The organism is Aquincola tertiaricarbonis (assembly GCF_000969605.1).
GTDB lineage: Bacteria > Pseudomonadota > Gammaproteobacteria > Burkholderiales > Burkholderiaceae_C > Aquincola > Aquincola tertiaricarbonis.
Genome location: NZ_JZUE01000008.1, coordinates 207,355 through 224,622, shown reverse-complemented (window position 1 = coordinate 224,622; position 17,268 = coordinate 207,355). Strand labels below are relative to the sequence as shown.

Annotated in this window: 16 protein-coding genes; 5 read left to right on the top strand and 11 right to left on the bottom strand. The window is 71.0% G+C overall.

Annotated elements, in window-relative coordinates; all coding sequences use genetic code 11:
• Positions 1 to 73 precede the first annotated feature (73 nt).
• A complete protein-coding gene (locus VO99_RS12160) occupies positions 74 to 283 on the top strand; it encodes a hypothetical protein (protein WP_046113110.1) in 210 nt (69 codons plus the stop codon).
• A gap of 17 nt (positions 284 to 300) precedes the next feature.
• On the opposite strand, the gene VO99_RS12155 is transcribed toward VO99_RS12160, so the two are convergent.
• From VO99_RS12155 to VO99_RS28805, 3 genes are all read right to left on the bottom strand, one after another.
• Complete coding sequence (locus VO99_RS12155; RefSeq protein WP_046113109.1) at positions 301 to 1,083, bottom strand: metallophosphoesterase; 783 nt, start codon at positions 1,081 to 1,083, stop codon at positions 301 to 303.
• A 15-nt stretch (positions 1,084 to 1,098) separates the two neighbouring features.
• The gene (locus tag VO99_RS12150; RefSeq protein ID WP_046113108.1) at positions 1,099 to 1,815 is read right to left on the bottom strand and encodes a YecA/YgfB family protein; all 717 of its coding nucleotides are present in this window, start codon (positions 1,813 to 1,815) and stop codon (positions 1,099 to 1,101) included.
• A gap of 84 nt (positions 1,816 to 1,899) precedes the next feature.
• Positions 1,900 to 2,382, bottom strand: coding sequence for an FxDxF family PEP-CTERM protein (locus VO99_RS28805; RefSeq protein ID WP_052736291.1), 483 nt, complete (start codon positions 2,380 to 2,382; stop codon positions 1,900 to 1,902).
• Positions 2,383 to 2,706: 324 nt separating this feature from the next.
• On the opposite strand from VO99_RS28805, the gene VO99_RS12140 reads away from it, so the two are divergent.
• A complete protein-coding gene (locus VO99_RS12140) occupies positions 2,707 to 4,002 on the top strand; it encodes a nucleotide sugar dehydrogenase (RefSeq protein ID WP_046113107.1) in 1,296 nt (431 codons plus the stop codon).
• Positions 3,999 to 5,030: an SDR family oxidoreductase gene (locus VO99_RS12135; RefSeq protein WP_046113186.1), complete on the top strand. Its 1,032-nt coding sequence runs from the start codon at positions 3,999 to 4,001 to the stop codon at positions 5,028 to 5,030. Before VO99_RS12140 ends, VO99_RS12135 begins: the two co-directional genes overlap by 4 nt.
• 3 nt (positions 5,031 to 5,033) lie before the next feature.
• On the opposite strand, the gene VO99_RS12130 is transcribed toward VO99_RS12135, so the two are convergent.
• The gene (locus VO99_RS12130; protein WP_046113106.1) at positions 5,034 to 5,945 is read right to left on the bottom strand and encodes a LysR family transcriptional regulator; all 912 of its coding nucleotides are present in this window, start codon (positions 5,943 to 5,945) and stop codon (positions 5,034 to 5,036) included.
• A gap of 100 nt (positions 5,946 to 6,045) precedes the next feature.
• Between VO99_RS12130 and VO99_RS12125 the strand changes: the two genes are divergently transcribed.
• Positions 6,046 to 7,059 carry a zinc-binding alcohol dehydrogenase family protein gene (locus VO99_RS12125; RefSeq protein WP_046113105.1) on the top strand — a complete coding sequence of 338 codons (1,014 nt, stop codon included), beginning with the start codon at positions 6,046 to 6,048 and terminating at the stop codon, positions 7,057 to 7,059.
• Between the two features lie 9 nt (positions 7,060 to 7,068).
• On the opposite strand, the gene VO99_RS12120 is transcribed toward VO99_RS12125, so the two are convergent.
• Positions 7,069 to 8,553: a CYTH and CHAD domain-containing protein gene (locus VO99_RS12120; RefSeq protein ID WP_052736290.1), complete on the bottom strand. Its 1,485-nt coding sequence runs from the start codon at positions 8,551 to 8,553 to the stop codon at positions 7,069 to 7,071.
• 38 nt (positions 8,554 to 8,591) lie between these two features.
• Positions 8,592 to 9,494 (bottom strand): polyphosphate kinase 2, encoded by a 903-nt coding sequence (gene ppk2, locus VO99_RS12115; protein ID WP_046113104.1) that lies wholly within the window; start codon positions 9,492 to 9,494, stop codon positions 8,592 to 8,594.
• Positions 9,495 to 9,815: 321 nt separating this feature from the next.
• Between ppk2 and VO99_RS28800 the strand changes: the two genes are divergently transcribed.
• Entirely contained in the window at positions 9,816 to 11,312 is a 1,497-nt protein-coding gene (locus VO99_RS28800) for a capsule assembly Wzi family protein (protein WP_083440538.1), read from the top strand.
• A gap of 18 nt (positions 11,313 to 11,330) precedes the next feature.
• On the opposite strand, the gene VO99_RS12105 is transcribed toward VO99_RS28800, so the two are convergent.
• The 5 genes from VO99_RS12105 to VO99_RS12085 form a co-directional block, all read right to left on the bottom strand.
• On the bottom strand, positions 11,331 to 11,885 hold the full coding sequence (locus VO99_RS12105; protein WP_046113103.1) for an SRPBCC family protein: 555 nt from the start codon (positions 11,883 to 11,885) through the stop codon (positions 11,331 to 11,333).
• A gap of 25 nt (positions 11,886 to 11,910) precedes the next feature.
• Positions 11,911 to 13,089 (bottom strand): vWA domain-containing protein, encoded by a 1,179-nt coding sequence (locus VO99_RS12100; protein WP_046113102.1) that lies wholly within the window; start codon positions 13,087 to 13,089, stop codon positions 11,911 to 11,913.
• 15 nt (positions 13,090 to 13,104) lie between these two features.
• A complete protein-coding gene (locus VO99_RS12095) occupies positions 13,105 to 14,028 on the bottom strand; it encodes an AAA family ATPase (RefSeq protein WP_046113101.1) in 924 nt (307 codons plus the stop codon).
• 77 nt (positions 14,029 to 14,105) lie between these two features.
• The gene (locus tag VO99_RS12090; RefSeq protein WP_046113100.1) at positions 14,106 to 14,894 is read right to left on the bottom strand and encodes an FAD binding domain-containing protein; all 789 of its coding nucleotides are present in this window, start codon (positions 14,892 to 14,894) and stop codon (positions 14,106 to 14,108) included.
• 17 nt (positions 14,895 to 14,911) lie between these two features.
• Positions 14,912 to 17,266, bottom strand: a complete 2,355-nt coding sequence (locus VO99_RS12085; protein ID WP_046113099.1) for a xanthine dehydrogenase family protein molybdopterin-binding subunit — start codon at positions 17,264 to 17,266, stop codon at positions 14,912 to 14,914.
• Between the last annotated feature and the right edge of the window lie 2 nt (positions 17,267 to 17,268).

Below are 17,268 nucleotides of genomic sequence, written 5' to 3'. Positions count from 1 at the left end.
GTTCGGGATGCCCGGCTGGCCGGCAATCGGTTCACATCGACACTGGATTGACACCACACCCGAGGCCGCCGCCATGAATGCCCCGACCGCCCGCTCGCTTCTGTTCCGCCGTTCGAAGAGCGCACCGGCGCCGCGGCCGCTGGACCCGGCCGACATGGGGGCCGAGTACGGCCTCAACCTGCGCATGGAACGCCAGGCCGAGGAGGCGCTGCAGGCGCCGCCGATCCAGGCCCGCTCGGGCAGCGGCATCGGCTGGATGGCCATGCTGCGTCGCCGCGCCTGAGCGCGCGGCGCGCTGGTTCAGCCGAAGACCTCGATCAGCTTCAGCGGGTCGAAGCCTTCCGGCTCGTTCTTCGCGGCCAGGCCCCGCGCCTGGCACACCACCCGGGACAGGCCACCGCCGGGGCGAGGCACGGTGTAGTCGTGGCGGCAATGCAGGTGGCCATGCAGCCACAGCTCGGCCTGGGTGATCAGGTCGTCGTCCGCATTGCAGAAGCTGGCGGTGCCGTTCTGGCTGCCATAGCGCGGATCGGCGCTGCTCAGGCTGGGCGCGAAATGCGTCACCACCACGGTGGCCTCCCAGCGGCCGTCGGCCGGCTCGGCCAGCGCGTCGGCCAGCCAGGCGCGACAGGCCAACGCCTCCTCCCGCACTGCGGCGGCATCGAAGGGTTGGCCGCCTTTCGTGGCCTGCATGACCCGCTGGAAGTAGTTGCCGGCGCGTTGCGCTGCGGCGCGGCGTGAAGGACCGAACAGGTCGAAATCGCACCAGCGCACCGTGCCCAGGAAGCGCACGCGCCGGCCCTGCGCGTCGGTGCGCACGGTGGCATCGCGCTCCAGCAGGGTGATGCCCAAGCCCGCGCAACGCTCGCGCAGCGCGGGCAACGCCTCGGTCAGCTCCCGCCGATCGAACTCATGGTTGCCGGCCACGCACAGCACCGGCACCGGCCAGTGCGCAAAGCGTTCCAGCGCCTGCCAGCGGCTGTCCAGGTCGCCGGCCAGCACCAGCAGGTCCGCGCCCGGCGCGGGCTGGGGGTCGAACTCCTCGGATTCCAGGTGCAGGTCGGACAGCAGCTGCAGTCGCATCGAGGCGGCGCTCCGTCAGCCGCGCCCGTGGCACTGCTTGAACTTCTTGCCGCTGCCGCAGGGGCACGGGTCGTTGCGGCCCACCTTGGGTTCGTCGCGACGGATGGTGTCCACCTTGAAACGTGATTCGCTGGTCTGGTCCCACAGGTCATACACCGCATGCACCAGGTCTTCGATGCCGTCGTCCAGCGTGGCCAGCGGATGCTCGCGGTCCAGCGTGGCGACGATCTCGCGGTCCTCGTCCGTTTCGGCCGGCAGGTGGCGGTACAGGCGCGCCAGCGCCAGTTGCACGCCGTCGTCTTCCAGCTCCAGCAGCCCGGGAAACGATTCCTGCGCCCAGTGGAAGCCGGCCACCCAGGGCATCAGCGCACGCGAGGCCTCGGACTGCACCGGGTCGTATTCGCTGACCGGGGCCGAACGCTCCAGGTCCACCACCAGCGGGTCGAACCAGCCGTCTTCCACCAGCGCGGCGGTGAGCGCGGCATGGCGGCGCTCGATCAGCGTGCGGCAGCGGGCTAGCCAGGCCGGGTCGGTGCCTTCGGGCAGCTGGCCGGTCTCCAGGTCGAAGATGGGTGGCAGCCACTCCTCGATGGCGACGAGCCTCGGCTGCACCAGGATGCCGCAGAGGTAGCCGTCGAGCATGATCGCGTCGAGCGGCTGGGCCGGCTCGGGCGTCTGGGTGAGCAAGGTGTCCAGCTCGTCGAGCTCGGCGTCGGTCAGGTCGAGTTTCATGCGCGGATTGTCGCCGCAGGCCCCAATGCAAAAAGGGCGGTGCAAGCACCGCCCTTTTCAGGCTGAGGCCGAGAAGGCCGAGCTTCAGGCCGACTTGCGACGGCGTGCGATGAAGGCCACGGCGCCCAGGCCGGCCAGCATCAGCGCGTAGGTCTCGGGTTCCGGCACGGGGGTGACGGCGGCGTTCAGCAGGTAGCTGCCACCCGACTTGCCGCTGACGGTGCCCGACACGACGAAGGAGTAGTCACCTGCGCCCAGCGACGGGGCGGCGATGAAGTCGGTGGCGCCGGTCAGCGCGAAGCTGTCCAGCACGGTGTTGCCCTTGTAGAAGGTCAGCGAGCCGCCACTGATGCCGAAGCTGCCGAAGATGTTGGCCACGGCGCCCACTTCCACGTCGCTCACGCCGGTCAGCGAGAACGAGATGGTGTCGGTGAAGGTCATGCCCTGCAGCGCGTAGTACTGCGGCAGGTTGAGCGGCGTGCTGGTGTTCCAGGTGTAGTCGACGGCGTGAGCCGAGGCACCCGCCAGCGCAAGGACGGAGGCGATGACGATCGCGGAACGCTTCATGAATACTCCCTTGAGGAATTGGTCTTGCGTGCAGATAGCACACCTGGGGCGAGTGTCACCAAAGCGCCCCGAAGATCAGATCCCCCGTTCGAGGGAGCACGCTCACCCATCTTAGATGGGCCCTGCGTGAATTGCACCGCAGGCCGTCGGGCAGGCACCCTAAAGCCGGCGCGCCTGTTGCATTGCAGCATCAGCGAGCAGAAGTTAACGCCGGCGGCCGATCACGGCAGGCCTTGTGGCCCGGCTGGGACGGCAAAGCAACGCTGGCCTGCGGCACGCCCTCGGATAATGCGGCTCCCTTGGCTCGGCTCCGGTAGTTAACAGATGGCGCACGCTCTTCCCTCCACCATCGCCGTGATCGGCCTTGGCTACGTCGGCCTGCCCCTGGCGGTGAAGTTCGGCGAGCGGCAACGCACGATCGGGCTGGACCTGTCGCAGGAGAAGGTGGCGGCCTACCGCCAGCACGTGGACCCCACCGGCGAGGTGTCGGGCGACGACCTGCGCGCCGCGGTGCACCTGCACTGCACCACCGATCCCGCCGCCATCGCCGAGGCCGACGTCATCATCGTGGCCGTGCCCACGCCGGTGGACGAGGCCCGCCGGCCCGACTTCACGCCGCTGATCAAGAGCTCGGAGAGCGTGGGCCGCCACATGAAGCGCGGTGCCATCGTGGTGTACGAATCGACCGTCTACCCCGGCGCCACCGAGGAGGTGTGCGTGCCCATCCTGGAGCGGCTGTCGGGCCTGAAGTGGAAGACCGACTTCTTCGTCGGCTACAGCCCCGAGCGCATCAACCCCGGCGACAAGGAGCGCACGCTCACCAAGATCACCAAGGTGGTGTCGGGCGACACGCCCGAGACGCTGGCCACCGTGAGCCAGGTGTACGGCAGCATCATCACCGCCGGCGTGTACGAGGCCAGCAGCATCAAGGTGGCCGAGGCGGCGAAGGTGATCGAGAACACCCAGCGCGACCTGAACATCGCGCTGATGAACGAGCTGTCGATCATCTTCCACATGATCGGCATCGACACCCTGGAGGTGCTCAAGGCCGCCGGCACCAAGTGGAACTTCCTGCCCTTCCGCCCCGGGCTGGTGGGCGGGCACTGCATCGGCGTCGACCCGTACTACCTGACCCACAAGGCCGAGATGCTGGGCTACCGGCCGGAGGTGATCCTGGCCGGGCGCCGCATCAATGACAGCATGGGCAAGTACATCGCCGAGCAGACGGTCAAGCAGATGATCGCGGCCGACCTGCCGGTCAAGGGCGCCGACGTCGTGGTGCTGGGCCTCACCTTCAAGGAAAACTGCCCCGACCTGCGCAACAGCAAGGTGATCGACGTCATCCGCGAGCTGCAGAGCTTCGGCGTGAAGGTGCATGTGCACGACCCCATCGCCTCGTCGGAGGAGGCGCAGCACGAATACGGCGTGACGCCGGTGCCCTGGAACCAGCTGCCGCCGGCGCATGCGGTGGTGGCGGCGGTGGCGCACCGGCAGTACCTGGACATGGATGCCAAGGCGCTGTGCGAGCGCCTGCATCCGGGCGGCCTGATGGTGGACGTCAAGGCCTGCTTCGACGAAGCGGCCCTGCGCGCCGAAGGCATGCGGGTGTGGCGCCTGTGAGCGCCTACCTTGCGCTGCAGGCCGAGCTGCAGGCCGCCCCGCGCACCTGGCTGGTGACCGGCGCGGCGGGCTTCATCGGCAGCCACCTGGTGGAGACGCTGCTGTCGCTGGACCAGACGGTGGTGGGCCTGGACAACTTCGCCACCGGCCACCGCCACAACCTGGTGGCCGCCACCGCAGGCCAGACGGCCGCGCGCCAGGCGCGTTTGCGCTTCATCGAAGGCGACATCCGCGATGCCGCCACCTGCCGCAGCGCCTGCGAGGGCGTGCAGCATGTGCTGCACCAGGCGGCGCTGGGTTCGGTGCCGCGATCGCTGGCCGACCCGATCACCACCAACGCGGCCAACATCGACGGCTTCCTGAACATGCTGGTGGCCGCGCGCGACGCCGGCGTGCAGCGCTTCGTCTATGCAGCCAGCAGCTCCACCTACGGCGACCACCCCGGCCTGCCCAAGGTGGAGGACCGCATCGGCAAGCCGCTGTCGCCCTATGCCGTCACCAAGTACGTGAACGAGCTGTATGCCGAGGTGTTCGGCCGCTGCTACGGCACGGCGTCCATCGGGCTGCGCTACTTCAACGTGTTCGGCCCGCGGCAGGACCCCAACGGCGCCTATGCCGCGGTGATTCCGAAGTGGGCGGCGCAGATGCTGCGCGGCGAGGCCATCCGCATCAACGGCGACGGCGAGACCAGCCGCGACTTCTGCTACATCGCCAACACCGTCCAGGCCAACCTGCTGGCCGCCACGGTGCAGGCGCCCGAGGCGCTGAACCAGGTCTACAACGTGGCGGTGGGCGACCAGACCTCGCTCAACCAGCTGTATGCCGAGCTGGCCTCCGCGCTGGCGGCGCAACGCCCCGGCCTGCAGGTGGCGCCGGCGGTGTACGGCGACTTCCGCGCCGGCGACGTGCGCCACTCGCGCGCCGACATCGGCAGGGCCGCCACGCTGCTGGGCTACGCGCCCACGCACCGCTTTGGCGAAGGGCTGCAGGAAGCGGCCCACTGGTACGCGGCGCAGACGCCGGCCTGACGGTCAGCGCGCCGCCAGGCGCTGCTGCAGGAAGTCGCCCAGCGCGCGCACCCGGGCGCTGAGGTGGCTGCCACTGGCCAGTGCCAGCACCAGCGGATACGGCGCCGACCGCAGCTGCGGCAGCACCTGCACCAGCCGGCCGGCGGCCAGGTCGTCGGCCACGTCCAGCAGCGACTTCATCGCGATGCCCTGCCCGGCCAGCGCCCATTCCCGGGTGACCAGCCCGCTGTCTGCCGTGCGCCGCACCCGCGGCCGCAGGCTCACCGGCCGGCCGCCGTCCAGCATCGCCCACACATGCCCCGGCCGGTTGGCCAGCCGCAGCGAGATGCCGTCGTGCTGGGCGATGTCCTCGGCCATGTGCGGCGTGCCGGCGCGCGCCAGGTAGTCGGGCGAGGCCACCAGCACCCGATGGTTGTCGGCCAGCCGGCGCACGATCAGGCCGGGCTGCTGCGGCTCGCCGTAGCGCAAGGCGGCGTCCACCGGCTCGCGCGACAGGTCGCTCACCCGGTCGCCCACCTGCAGGTCGAGCTGCAGCGCGGGATGCAGCGCCAGGAAATCGTCGAGCAGCGGGCGCAGCACCCGCGTGCCCAGGTCGGAGGGCATGCCCAGCCGCAGCAGGCCGCGCACCTGGGCCAGCGGCTCGCGCAGCTGCGCCACGCCGTCGCCCAGCAGGGCCAGCGCCTCCTGCGCACGCTGCAGGAAGGCGGCGCCTTCGGGCGTGGGCCGCAGCGCCCGGCTGTTGCGGGTGAACAGGGCGGCGCCCAGCTGCGCCTCCAGCCGGCGGATGGCCGCGGTGGCGGTGGCCGGCAGCCAGTCGCGCTCACGCGCGGCGGCCGCCACGCTGCCCAGCTCCGCGGCGCGCAAGGCCAGTTGCAGGGCGGGCAGCTCCAGGCTGTCCGCAGTGACGGTGACCATTGGATCGACAAACCTCGTTTGTGGCTGCCGCAGTGTGGCACGGCTGGTTTGCCGTCGCCCGGCGCGGCACAGTCACGCCATCGTGTCCAAGGAGTACCGCATGAAAGCCGTTGCCTACCGCCAGAGCCTGCCCATCGCCGATGCGCAGTCGTTGATCGACATCGACCTGCCCGAACCCGAGCTGCGTGCCAACGACCTGCTGGTGGAAGTGAAGGCCGTGTCGGTGAACCCGGTGGACACCAAGGTGCGCCGCAACGTGGCGCCGCCCGAGGGCCAGGCCAAGGTGCTGGGCTGGGACGCCGCCGGCATCGTGAAGGCGGTGGGCAGCGCGGTGTCGCGCTTCCGGGTGGGCGACCGTGTCTGGTATGCCGGCGCCATCGACCGTGCCGGCAGCAACAGCGCGCTGCAGGCGGTGGACGAGCGCATCGTCGGGCCGATGCCGGCCACGCTCGGCTTTGCCGAGGCCGCCGCGCTGCCGCTGACCAGCATCACCGCCTGGGAACTGCTTTTCGACCGCCTGGGCGTTGCGCGCGAGGGCGGCGAGGGCCAGTCGCTGCTGATCGTCGGCGGCGCGGGCGGTGTGGGCTCGGTGCTGACGCAGATCGCCCGCCGGCTGACCAAGTTGACGGTGATCGCCACCGCCTCGCGCCCCGAGACGCAGGCCTGGGCCGCGGACATGGGCGCGCACCATGTGATCGACCACCGCCAGCCGCTGGCCGACGAACTGCGCCGCATCGGCCACGCGCAGGTGGACCTGGTGGCCAGCCTGACGGCCACCGAGCAGCACTACGCGGCGCTGGTGGAAGCGCTGGTGCCGCAAGGCAAGCTGGCGTTGATCGACGACCCGGCCTCGCCGCTGGACATCACGGCGCTCAAGCGCAAGAGCCTGTCGCTGCACTGGGAGCTGATGTTCACCCGCTCCCTGTTCCAGACGCCCGACATGGCCGAGCAGCACAAGCTGCTGGGCGAGGTGGCGCGCCTGGTGGACGCCGGCGTGCTGCGCAGCACCCTGACCAAACGCTTCGGCCCGCTGAACGCGGACAACCTGCGCCGCGCCCACGCCTGGGTGGAGAGCGGCCGCGCCATCGGCAAGGGCGTGCTGGAAGGCTTCTGAGCGCCCGGCTCAGTCCTTCCAGAAGCGGGGCGTGGCGGCCAGCTGCTGCAGCGCCTTGCGGCAGCGCCGCGCGGTGATCGGCTCGCGGCCCTGCAGCCAGCCCACCGCGAACCACGCGGTGGCCTCGCCGGCTTCGGCCGCCTCGCGGTACAGCGCGAGCGCCACCGCGTTGTCGTTATGCTCGCCCAGCGCGTCCTGGGCCGGCTCCAGTTGGCGCAGGTAGCGCTTGACGGCCTTGGCGTCGAAGGCCGGTGCCGCGAACTCCGCCAGGTAGCGCAGCCGCTTCAGCCGCTTGCGGGTGCGGTGCTGGTCCTCGGTGGCCAGGGCCTCGAAACCGTCGGCATCACGCGCCACCTGGCGGTGCAGCCGCTGCAGCCGGTGGCGGGCCAGCGCACGGGCCTTGCCCGCCTCGGCCGCCTGCAGGCCATCGGCACGCAGGCCCTGCACCGTGAGTTCCAGCAGCGCCAGCTGCAAGGCGCTGTCGCGCGCCACGGCCTGTGGCGTGAGCACGCCCTGCGGCCGCGTGTCGATGCGGATGGCGGGCGCGCCGGCCGCCTGCAGCGCGGCGCCGGTGGCCGAGACCACGGTGTCGCGGTCGCGCCAGCGCCCCAGTTCGGAGAATGCCTCCCGCAGCGCCGCCGGCGCCTCCATGCCCGCCAGCTCGCGCAGCACCGTGCGCAGCCGGCGCAGGCCCACGCGCAGCTGGTGCACATGCTCGGCCGCGCCTTCGCCCTGCGCCACGGCATCCGCGTTCGGGACGATCTGCGAGAGGCAACCGACCACGCTGTCGTGCAGCCAGTCGGTGGCCTGCTCGGGCACCGCGATGCGGTGTGCCGCGGCCTTGACCACCGGCCACAGCGGCTCGCCGCGCGCCAGGCGCTCGCCGCGCTCGGCCTTGGTGGCATGGCTGAGCCACAGGCCATGCGTCGGCAGCCATTCGCTGGCCAGCACCCGCAGCGCGGAGGCGTCGCCCTCCAGCAGTTCCAGCTCCAGCTCGCACACCGGCAGGCGCCGCTCGCCGGCCAGGATGTGGCCTTCGTCCAGCGCGGCCTCGATGCGCCCGCCGGCCACGTTGAGCTGCAGGCTGCGGCGCCACAGGTCGGTGCCGTACACCGGCTGCAGGCTGGCGGCGGGCGCTCCCGCGGCCTGCAGCACCTCCTGCAGCGCGTCGCCGGCGGGCGTGCCGTCGTGGCGCGACAGGTCCAGTGGCGGCACGGCGGCGCCGTCGGCCGGCTCGGGCGCCAGCACGGTGGCGTTGTGCTCCAGCCGGTGGGCCACCATGCGGCCCTGCGCCTTCAGCGTCTGCACCCAGCGGTCGCCCTCGCGGCGCAGCCGCAGCGCGATGCGGTGCTGCGCCAGCAAGCGCGCAGGCGTGTCGAAGTAGTGGGCCTGCAGGTGCTCGCGCCGGCTGCCTTCGCCGGTGAAGCGTGCGGCCAGCGCGGGCAGGGCTTCGGGGTCGAAGCCGAACTTCAGTTCGATCTCATGGCTGCTCATGCGGGCACTCTAGCCGCCGCAGCCCGACCTGGGCGCGCTCAGTAGATCTCGGGCACGATCATTTCCGCCGGCACCGGCTGGCGGATGTAGTCGGCATGGCGCACCCGGGCGGGCAGCTGCACCGGTTCGTGCGGCACCTCGTGGTAGTCGAACTGCGACAGCAGGTGCGCGATGCAGTTGAGCCGGGCGCGCTTCTTGTCCACCGCCTGCACCACCCACCAAGGCGCCTCGGGGATGTGGGTGCGCTCGATCATCGCTTCCTTGGCGCGGGTGTAGTCCTCCCACCGGCGGCGCGATTCCAGGTCCATCGGGCTCAGCTTCCACTGCTTGAGCGGGTCATGGATGCGGGTGAGGAAGCGGGCGTGCTGCTCGTCGTCGGTGATCGAGAACCAGTACTTGATCAACCGGATGCCGGAGCGCGCCAGCATCTTCTCGAACTCGGGCACGGTGCGGAAGAACTCCTCCACCTCGTCGTCGGTGCAAAAGCCCATCACCCGCTCGACGCCGGCGCGGTTGTACCAGCTGCGGTCGAACAGCACGATCTCGCCGGCCGCCGGCAGGTGGCTCACGTAGCGCTGGAAGTACCACTGCGTGCGCTCGCGGTCGTTGGGCGCCGGCAGCGCGGCCACGCGGGCCACCCGCGGGTTCAGCCGCTGGGTGATGCGCTTGATGACGCCGCCCTTGCCGGCCGCGTCCCGGCCCTCGAACAGGATCACCACCTTCTGGCGGGTGCCCACCACCCAGTCCTGCAGCTTCACCAGCTCGCCCTGCAGCCGGAACAGCTCGCGGAAGTACTGCCGGCGGCGGGCGCGGGCCGCCTCGTCCGGTGCATCGTCGCCGTCGTCGATGGCCATTTCCAGCTCTTCGTCGTAGCTGTCGATCAGGTCCAGGTGCATGCGCTGCAGCTGCTGCAGCGAGGTGTCGTCAGTACGTTCGTTCATGGCGGCGGGGTTGGCGGGCGGAACCCGGCACGCTGCCCGTCGGTCGTGACAGGACGATGACGGCGCACGCCCGGGCCATGGGCGAATCGCGCTGGAACGGAATCCCACGAAGCAGCGGCACACCAGCACAAACCGCACGCAATGCGGTGATGAGGTGAATCTTGACAGCGTCCGGCGTCACCCTGCGCCGGAGCACACGCGCGGGGCAACCGCCCGGGCGCACCAGAGCGTTGCAAAATCGCACCATCCGGACGCCGGCTCCCCAAGGGTATCGATGCTGCGCAGCAACAACCTCGCTAGATTCGGCGTGATTTCGTTCACATGCCCGAGGCCCGTTTGCCGTTTTCGCCTACCCGTTTGCTGCGCCGCCTGAGTGCGCTGGCCGCTTTGCTGGTGGCCACCGCCGCCCATGCCCAGGCTTCCCTGCCCTGGACGCCCGACCCCTTCGAGCGCCATGCCCTGCAGCGCCTGGTCGACGAAGCCGGCCTGTCGCTGACCACCAGCCACTGGCCGCTGCCGCGGGCCGCGGTGCAGCAGGCGCTGGCCGCCCTGCCGGCCGCGCTGCCACCGGCGCTGGACCAGGCCCGCGCCAGCGTGCAGGCCGGGCTGTCCCGGGCCACGCGGGCGCAGGCCTCGCTCACCGTGCGCAGCCACGATGAAGCCCTGCCCGGCTTCGGCGACGACGGCGCGCCCGGCAGCCAGGCCACGCTGCGCTCGCCTGCCTACGAAGGCACGCACTTCGCGGCGCAGTTCGGCGTGCGTGCGGGCCGCGCCACCGCGCCCTGGAACCACGGCACCGACGTGCGGCTGGACGAGACCGCCGTGGTGGCCCAGGCGCTGGGCTGGCAGCTGCAGGCCTGGTCCCGCCAGGCCTGGTGGGGCCCGGGCTGGCAGGACAGCCTGGTGCTGGGCCACAACGCGCCGCCGATGCTGGGCCTGGGCTTCCAGCGGGCATCGGCCTCGCGCTCGGAATCGCCCTGGCTCGCCTGGGCCGGGCCGTGGAACTTCGAGTTCTTCATCGCGCAGACGGACGACACGCGCCAGCCGAAGAACCCGTTCCTGATCGGCCACCGGCTGACGCTGCGGCCGCTGCCTTCGCTGGAGATCGGGCTCACCCGCACCGCGCAGTGGGGCGGCGAAGGGCGCGACCAGTCGCTGCGCAGCTTCCTGCGCATGCTGGGCGGCCGCGGCACCAATGCGGGCGACGAGGACTACACCGGCGCCGACCCCGGCAACGGCATGGCCGGCATCGACCTGCGCGCCGGCTGCCCGGCCGGCTGGCGCTGCGCCGGCTATGTGCAGCTGATCGGCGAGGACGAGGCCAACTACATGCCCTCCAAGTTCCTGGGCGTGTACGGCCTGGAGCACTGGTCGGCCGACGGACGCCACCGCTGGTTTGCGGAGGTGGCCGAGACCGGCTGCCGCATGCCGGTGGGCCAGGACGCCGACAAGGGCTGCGCCTACCGCAACTACGCCTATGGCGACGGCTACACCCACGGCGGCCGCTGGATCGGTGCCGGCGCGGGCCCCGACAGCCGCCTGCTCACGCTGGGCTGGCTGGACGCCGAGCGCCGCACCGCGCTGCGGCTGCATGCCGGCCGGGTGGGCGCGCGCATCGGCGTGCTGGGCCGCACCGACGACCCCCGCCATTCGGGCCATCTGTTTGGCCTGACCGGCAGCGCGCAGTGGCGCTGGGGCGCGGCCACCATCGCGCCCGAGCTGGGCTGGCTGCGCGTGGCGGCCGACGACGGCACCCGCCACCAGGCGCGCATCGGCGCCACGATCACGCTGCCGCTGGACAGCCTGCTGCGGCCCTGAGCCGCGCACTGAGGGCGGCTAACCCCCGAACAGGCGCTTCAGCCAGGCCCAGAATCCGCCCTTCTTCACCGGCGCGGCGGCGGCGGCCGGCTCGGCCACGGCCGCCGCGGGTTCCGGCGCCGGCGCATAGCGCTCGGCCAGCTTGGCGTTGAAGGTCTCGAAGAACTCGGTCGCCATCTTCTGCGCGGCCATGTCCACCAGCCGCGAGCCGATCTGCGCGATCTTGCCGCCCACGGTGGCATTGGCGGTGTAGTGCAGCACCGTGCTGTGCGGGCCCGCCGGCTCCAGCCGCACCGCGGCCGTGCCCTTGGCGTGGCCGGCGGCGCCACCCTGGCCTTCGAACTGGATGTTGTAGGCATTGGGCGGGTCCAGGTCGGCCAGCTTGAGCTTGCCCTTGAACTTGGCCTTCACCGGACCGATGGCCGCGGTGACCAGCACCTCGTACTGGTTCTCGCCGGTGGGCGTGATGCTCTCGCAGCCGGGCATCGCGGCCTGCAGCAGGCTGATGTCGTTCAGCGCCTCCCAGGCCTGCACCTGGCTGACGGGCAGCGTCTGCTGGTTGGTGAGTTGCATGCTCGTGTACTCCCGTTCGTTGTTGTCAGTGGGGCCGTGCCGGCGTGTCGCTCGCCAGCAGGCGGGTGAGTTGTTCCAGGCTCTCGAGGTTGTGCGCGGGCACGAAGCGGTCCACGTGCGGAAGCATCGTGCGGATGCCCGCCGCCTTCGGCTCGAAGCCCTGCCAGCGCAGCAGCGGATTGAGCCACACCAGCCGGCGGCAGCTCTTGTGCAGCCGTTCCATCTCGAAGCGCAGCGCCTCGGTGTGGCCGTGCTCCAGCCCGTCGGTGACCAGCAGCACGGTGGCGCGGCCGCCCAGCGTGCGCCGCGCCCACCGCTGGTTGAACTCGTGCAGGCAGGCGCTGATGCGGGTGCCGCCCGACCAGTCCTGCACCGCGCGCACCACCTGGGCCACGGCAAAGTCGGGGTCGCGCTGGCGCAGCAGGTGGGTGGTGCGCGTGAGCCGGGTGCCGAAGACGAAGCTCTCCACCCGCACGTCGGCCCGGCCCAGCGTGTGGGTGAAGTGCAGCAGCATGCGCGAGTAGCGGCTCATCGAGCCCGAGATGTCGGCCAGCACCACCAGCGGTGCCGGGCGCTGCCGCGGGGCGCGCCACTGCGGTTTGAGCAGCTCGCCGCCATGGCGCGCCATGTCGCGCATGGTGGCGCGCCAGTCGGCGCGGCCGGGATGCGCGGCGGGCTTGGTGCGGCGGGTGGTGATGGGCTCGAACAGCGGCTTGAGCCGGCGCAGCGCGTGCTTGGCCTGCAGCCATTCGTCCGCGCTCATGGTGTCGAAATCGGCCCGCTGCAGCAGCTCGCGCTCGCTGAAGGTGAGCGTGGCCTCGATCTCGATGCGCTCCGGCGGCGGCGGGGCTTGCGGCCGCGGTGGCGCGCCGACCGAGAAGGCCTCGCCCAGCCTGCGGTTCTCGGGCGGGGGCGGCGGGGCGTTGGCGTCGTTGGCCTGCACCTGCGGCAGCAGCATCTGCATCATGCGGCCGGCCAGGTCGGGGTCGCGCCAGTACAGGTCGAAAGCCTGGTCGAACATCGCGCGGTGTTCGTGGCGGTCGAGCAGGCAGGCAGCCAGCGTGGCACGAAAGTCGGCGCGCGACTGCAGCCCCGCCACCTGCAGCGCCTGCAGCGCGAGCTGGATGCGGTCGGTGCCCACCGGCACGCCGGCGGTGCGCAGCACGCGCCCGAAGTGCATCACGTTCTCGGCCAGGCGGTGCATCGGGGAGGCGGGGCGTCAGCCGTGCGCAGCGTTGTCGCGCAACTGCTGCAGCAGGCGCGCCACCTCGCCGCCCTGCACCTTGGCGATGTCGTCCTGGTACTTGAGCAGCACGCCCAGCGTGGTGTTGACGGTCTGCGGGTCCAGCACCACCGCGTCGAGCGCCATCAGCGCGCGCGTCCACTCGATGGTCTCGGCAATGCCGGGCAGCTTGTAGAGCTCGACCGCGCGCAGTTGCTGCACGAAGGCCACGATCTCGGCGGCCAGCTTCTCCGGCGCGCCCGGCACGCGCTGGGCCAGGATCTGCGCCTCGCGCGCGGCATCGGGGAAGTCGACCCAGTGGTACAGGCAGCGGCGCTTGACCGCATCGTGGATCTCGCGCGTCCGGTTGCTGGTGAGCACCACGATCGGCGGATGCGCGGCCTGCACCACGCCCAGTTCGGGAATCGTAATCTGGAAGTCGGACAGCACCTCCAGCAGGAAGGCCTCGAACGGCTCGTCGGCCCGGTCCAGCTCGTCGATCAGCAGCACCGGCGGCACCGGCTGGTCGGGTGAGATGGCCTGCAGCAGCGCACGGCGGATCAGGAAGCGCTCGCTGAACAGGTCGCGGCCCAGCGCCTCGCGGGTGGCCTGCCCCGGCGCGGCCTGCTCGGCCAGGCGGATCTCCATCATCTGCCGCGGGTAGTTCCACTCGTAGGCGGCGCCGGCCAGGTCCAGGCCTTCGTAGCACTGCAGGCGGATCAGCGGGCGGCCCAGCATGCGGGCCAGCGTCTTGGCGATTTCCGTCTTGCCGGTGCCGGGCTCGCCCTCCAGGAACAAGGGCCGCTCCAGCTTGAGCGCCAGGAACACCGTGGTGGCCAGCGTGCGCTCGGCCACGTAGTCGTGCTGCAGCAGTTGGGTCAGCGTGTCGTCGATGCTGGCGGGCAGGGAGGTGGAGGTCAAAGCGGAAGGCCTGGTTCAAAAATGCGGAACGCCGCAACAGTGTGCGGCGTTGGGCGAGGTGCTGCGGCGGCCGCCGCTCAACTCCCTGCGACGGCGCGGCCGGCCAGCACCGGAATCAGCGCCGCGCGGTAGGCGGCCGAGCCGTGCAGGTCGGTGTTCAGGCCATCGGCGCTGACCTTCACGCCCTCGCAGGCGGCGGCGGTGAAGTTGGCGGCCAGCGCGTCTTCCAGCGCCTTGACGCGGAACACGCAGGCGCCCGCGCCGGTGACGGCCACCCGGGTGCCGGCCGGACCGCGGCTGACGAACACGCCCACCAGCGAAAAGCGCGATGCCGGATTGCGCATCTTTTCCCAGCCGGCTTGTTGCGGCACGGGGAAGCTGACGGCGGTGATGACCTCGCCTTCGGCCAGCGCGGTCTCGTACAGGCCCTTGAAGAAGCTGTCGGCCGGGATCTGGCGCTGGTTGGTGTGGATGGTGGCGCCCAGGCCCAGTACCGCGGCCGGGTAACAGGCGGCCGGATCGTTGTTGGCCAGGCTGCCGCCGATGGTGCCGCGGTTGCGCACTTGGCGGTCGCCGATCAGCCCGGCCAGCTTGGCCAGCGCCGGGATGGCCTGCTGCACCTCGGCCGAGGCGGCCACCGCGGCATGGGTGGTCATCGCGCCGATGGTCACCTGGCCATTGGCCACGGTGATGCCCGTCAGCTCGCCGATGCTGCTCAGGTCGACCAGCGCGGAAGGTGCGGCCAGGCCCAGCTTCATCGACGCCAGCAGCGACTGGCCGCCGGCCAGCAGCTTGGCGTCGCCGCCACCGGCCGCTCGGATCGCATCGGCCACCGATGCGGGCTTGGAGTATTCGAAGGCTTGCATGTGTTGTGCTTCCTGGTTCAGGCGTTCATCGCCTTCCACACCGTGAACGACGTGGCCGGCATCGGCATGTCGCGCACGCCGACGGCATTGCAGATGGCGTTGATGATCGCAGGCGGCGAACCGATGGCGCCGGCCTCGCCGCAGCCCTTCACGCCCAGCGGGTTGTGGGTGCAGGGCGTGCCCTGCACCGTCTCCACCTGGAAGTGCGGGAAGTTGTCGGCACGCGGCATCGCATAGTCCATGTAGCTGCCGGACAAGAGCTGGCCGCTGTCGTCGTCGTACACGCCGTGCTCCAGCAGCGCCTGGCCGATGCCCTGCGCCAGCCCGCCGTGCACCTGGCCTTCCACGATCATCGGGTTGATGACGTTGCCGAAGTCGTCGCAGGCGGTGAAGCGGTCGACCCGCGTCTCGCCGGTCTTGGGGTCCACCTCCACCTCGCAGATGTAGGTGCCGGCCGGGTAGGTGAAGTTGCTGGGGTCGTAGAACGCGTTTTCGTTCAGGCCGGGCTCCAGCTTGTCGTGCGGGAAGTTGTGCGGCACGTAGGCCGTGAGCGCCACCTGCGCGAAGGGCACGCTCTTGTCGGTGCCGGCCACCTTGAACACGCCGTCCTCGAACTCGACGTCGGTGTCGGCCGCCTCCATCAGGTGGGCCGCGATCTTTTTGCCCTTGGCCACCACCTTGTCGATGGCCTTGACGATGGCGGTGCCGCCCACCGCCAGCGAGCGGCTGCCGTAGGTGCCCATGCCGAACAGCACCTTGCCGGTGTCGCCGTGCTCGATGCTCACGTCGTCCAGCGGGATGCCGAGCTTGTCGGCCACCACCTGCGCGAAGGTGGTCTCGTGGCCCTGGCCGTGGCTGTGGCTGCCGGTGAAGATGGTGACCTTGCCGGTGGGGTGCACCCGCACCTCGCCGGCCTCGAACAGGCCGGCGCGTGCGCCCAGCGCGCCCGCCACGCTGGACGGCGCGATGCCGCAAGCCTCGATGTAGGCCGAGTAGCCGATGCCGCGCTTCAGGCCCTTGGCCTCGCTCTCGGCCTTGCGGGCGGCAAAGCCCGCCACGTCGGCCAGCTCGATGGCGCGGGCCATCGTGGCTTCGTAGTCGCCGGTGTCGTAGGTCAGGCCCACCGGCGTGGCATACGGAAACTCGCGCACGAAGTTGCGGCGGCGGATCTCGGCGGGGTCGATGCCCAGGTCGTGCGCGGCGGTCTCGACGATGCGCTCCACCACGTAGGTGGCCTCGGGCCGGCCGGCGCCACGGTAGGCGTCCACCGGCGCGGTGTTGGTGAACATCGCCTGCACTTCGCAGTGGATCTTGGGCGTGGCGTACTGGCCGGCCAGCAGCGTGGCGTACAGGATGGTGGGCACCGCAGACGAGAAGGTGCTCAGGTAGGCACCCAGGTTGGCCTGCGTCCTGACCCGCAGCGCGAGGAACTTGCCCTGCTGGTCGGTGGCCAGCTCCACCGTGGTGAGGTGGTCGCGGCCGTGCGCATCGGACAGGAAGGCCTCGCTGCGGTCGGCCGTCCACTTGATCGGCCGGCCCAGCTGCTTGCTGGCCCACACCAGCGCCGTCTCCTCTCCGTACAGGAAGATCTTGGAGCCGAAGCCGCCGCCCACGTCGGGCGCCACCACGCGCATCTTGTGCTCGGGGATGCCCAGCACGAAGGCGCACATCAGCAGCCGCTCCACGTGCGGGTTCTGGTTGGCGACGTACAGCGTGTAGTTGTCGTCCGAGGGGTTGTAGCTGGCATTGGCCGCGCGCGGCTCGATCGCGTTGGGCACCAGCCGGTTGTTGCGGAAGGTGAGCTTGCTGATGTGCGGTGCCGAGGCCATGGCCGCGTCGGTGCCGGCCTGGTCGCCGATGGCCCACAGGTAACACTGGTTGTCCGGTGATTCGGCATGCAGCGCACCGCCGGCCGCAGCCACCTGCGCGGCCTTGGCCACGTCCACCACCGCGGGCAGTTCCTCGTAGTCCACCTCCACCAGCGCGGCCGCTTCCTTGGCCTGCTGCAGCGTCTCGGCCACCACCAGGGCCACGCGGTCGCCCACGTAGCGCACCTTGTCCAGCGCCAGGATCGGGTGCTTGGGCTCCTTCATCGGCGTGGTGTCGGTGCTGTTGATCAGCCAGCCGCAGGGCAGGCCGCCCACGTCCTTGAAGTGCTCGCCGGTGTACACGCCCAGCACCCCGGGCGCGGCCTGGGCGGCTGCCGTGTCCACCCGCGTGAGCTTCGCGTGCGCATACGGCGAGCGCACGAAGATGCCGTAGGTCTGGCGCGGCAGCGTGATGTCGTCGGTGTACTGGCCGCGGCCGGTGAGAAAGCGCGCGTCCTCGCGGCGCGGCACCGATTGGCCGATGAAACCTTGCCTGGCGTTCATGT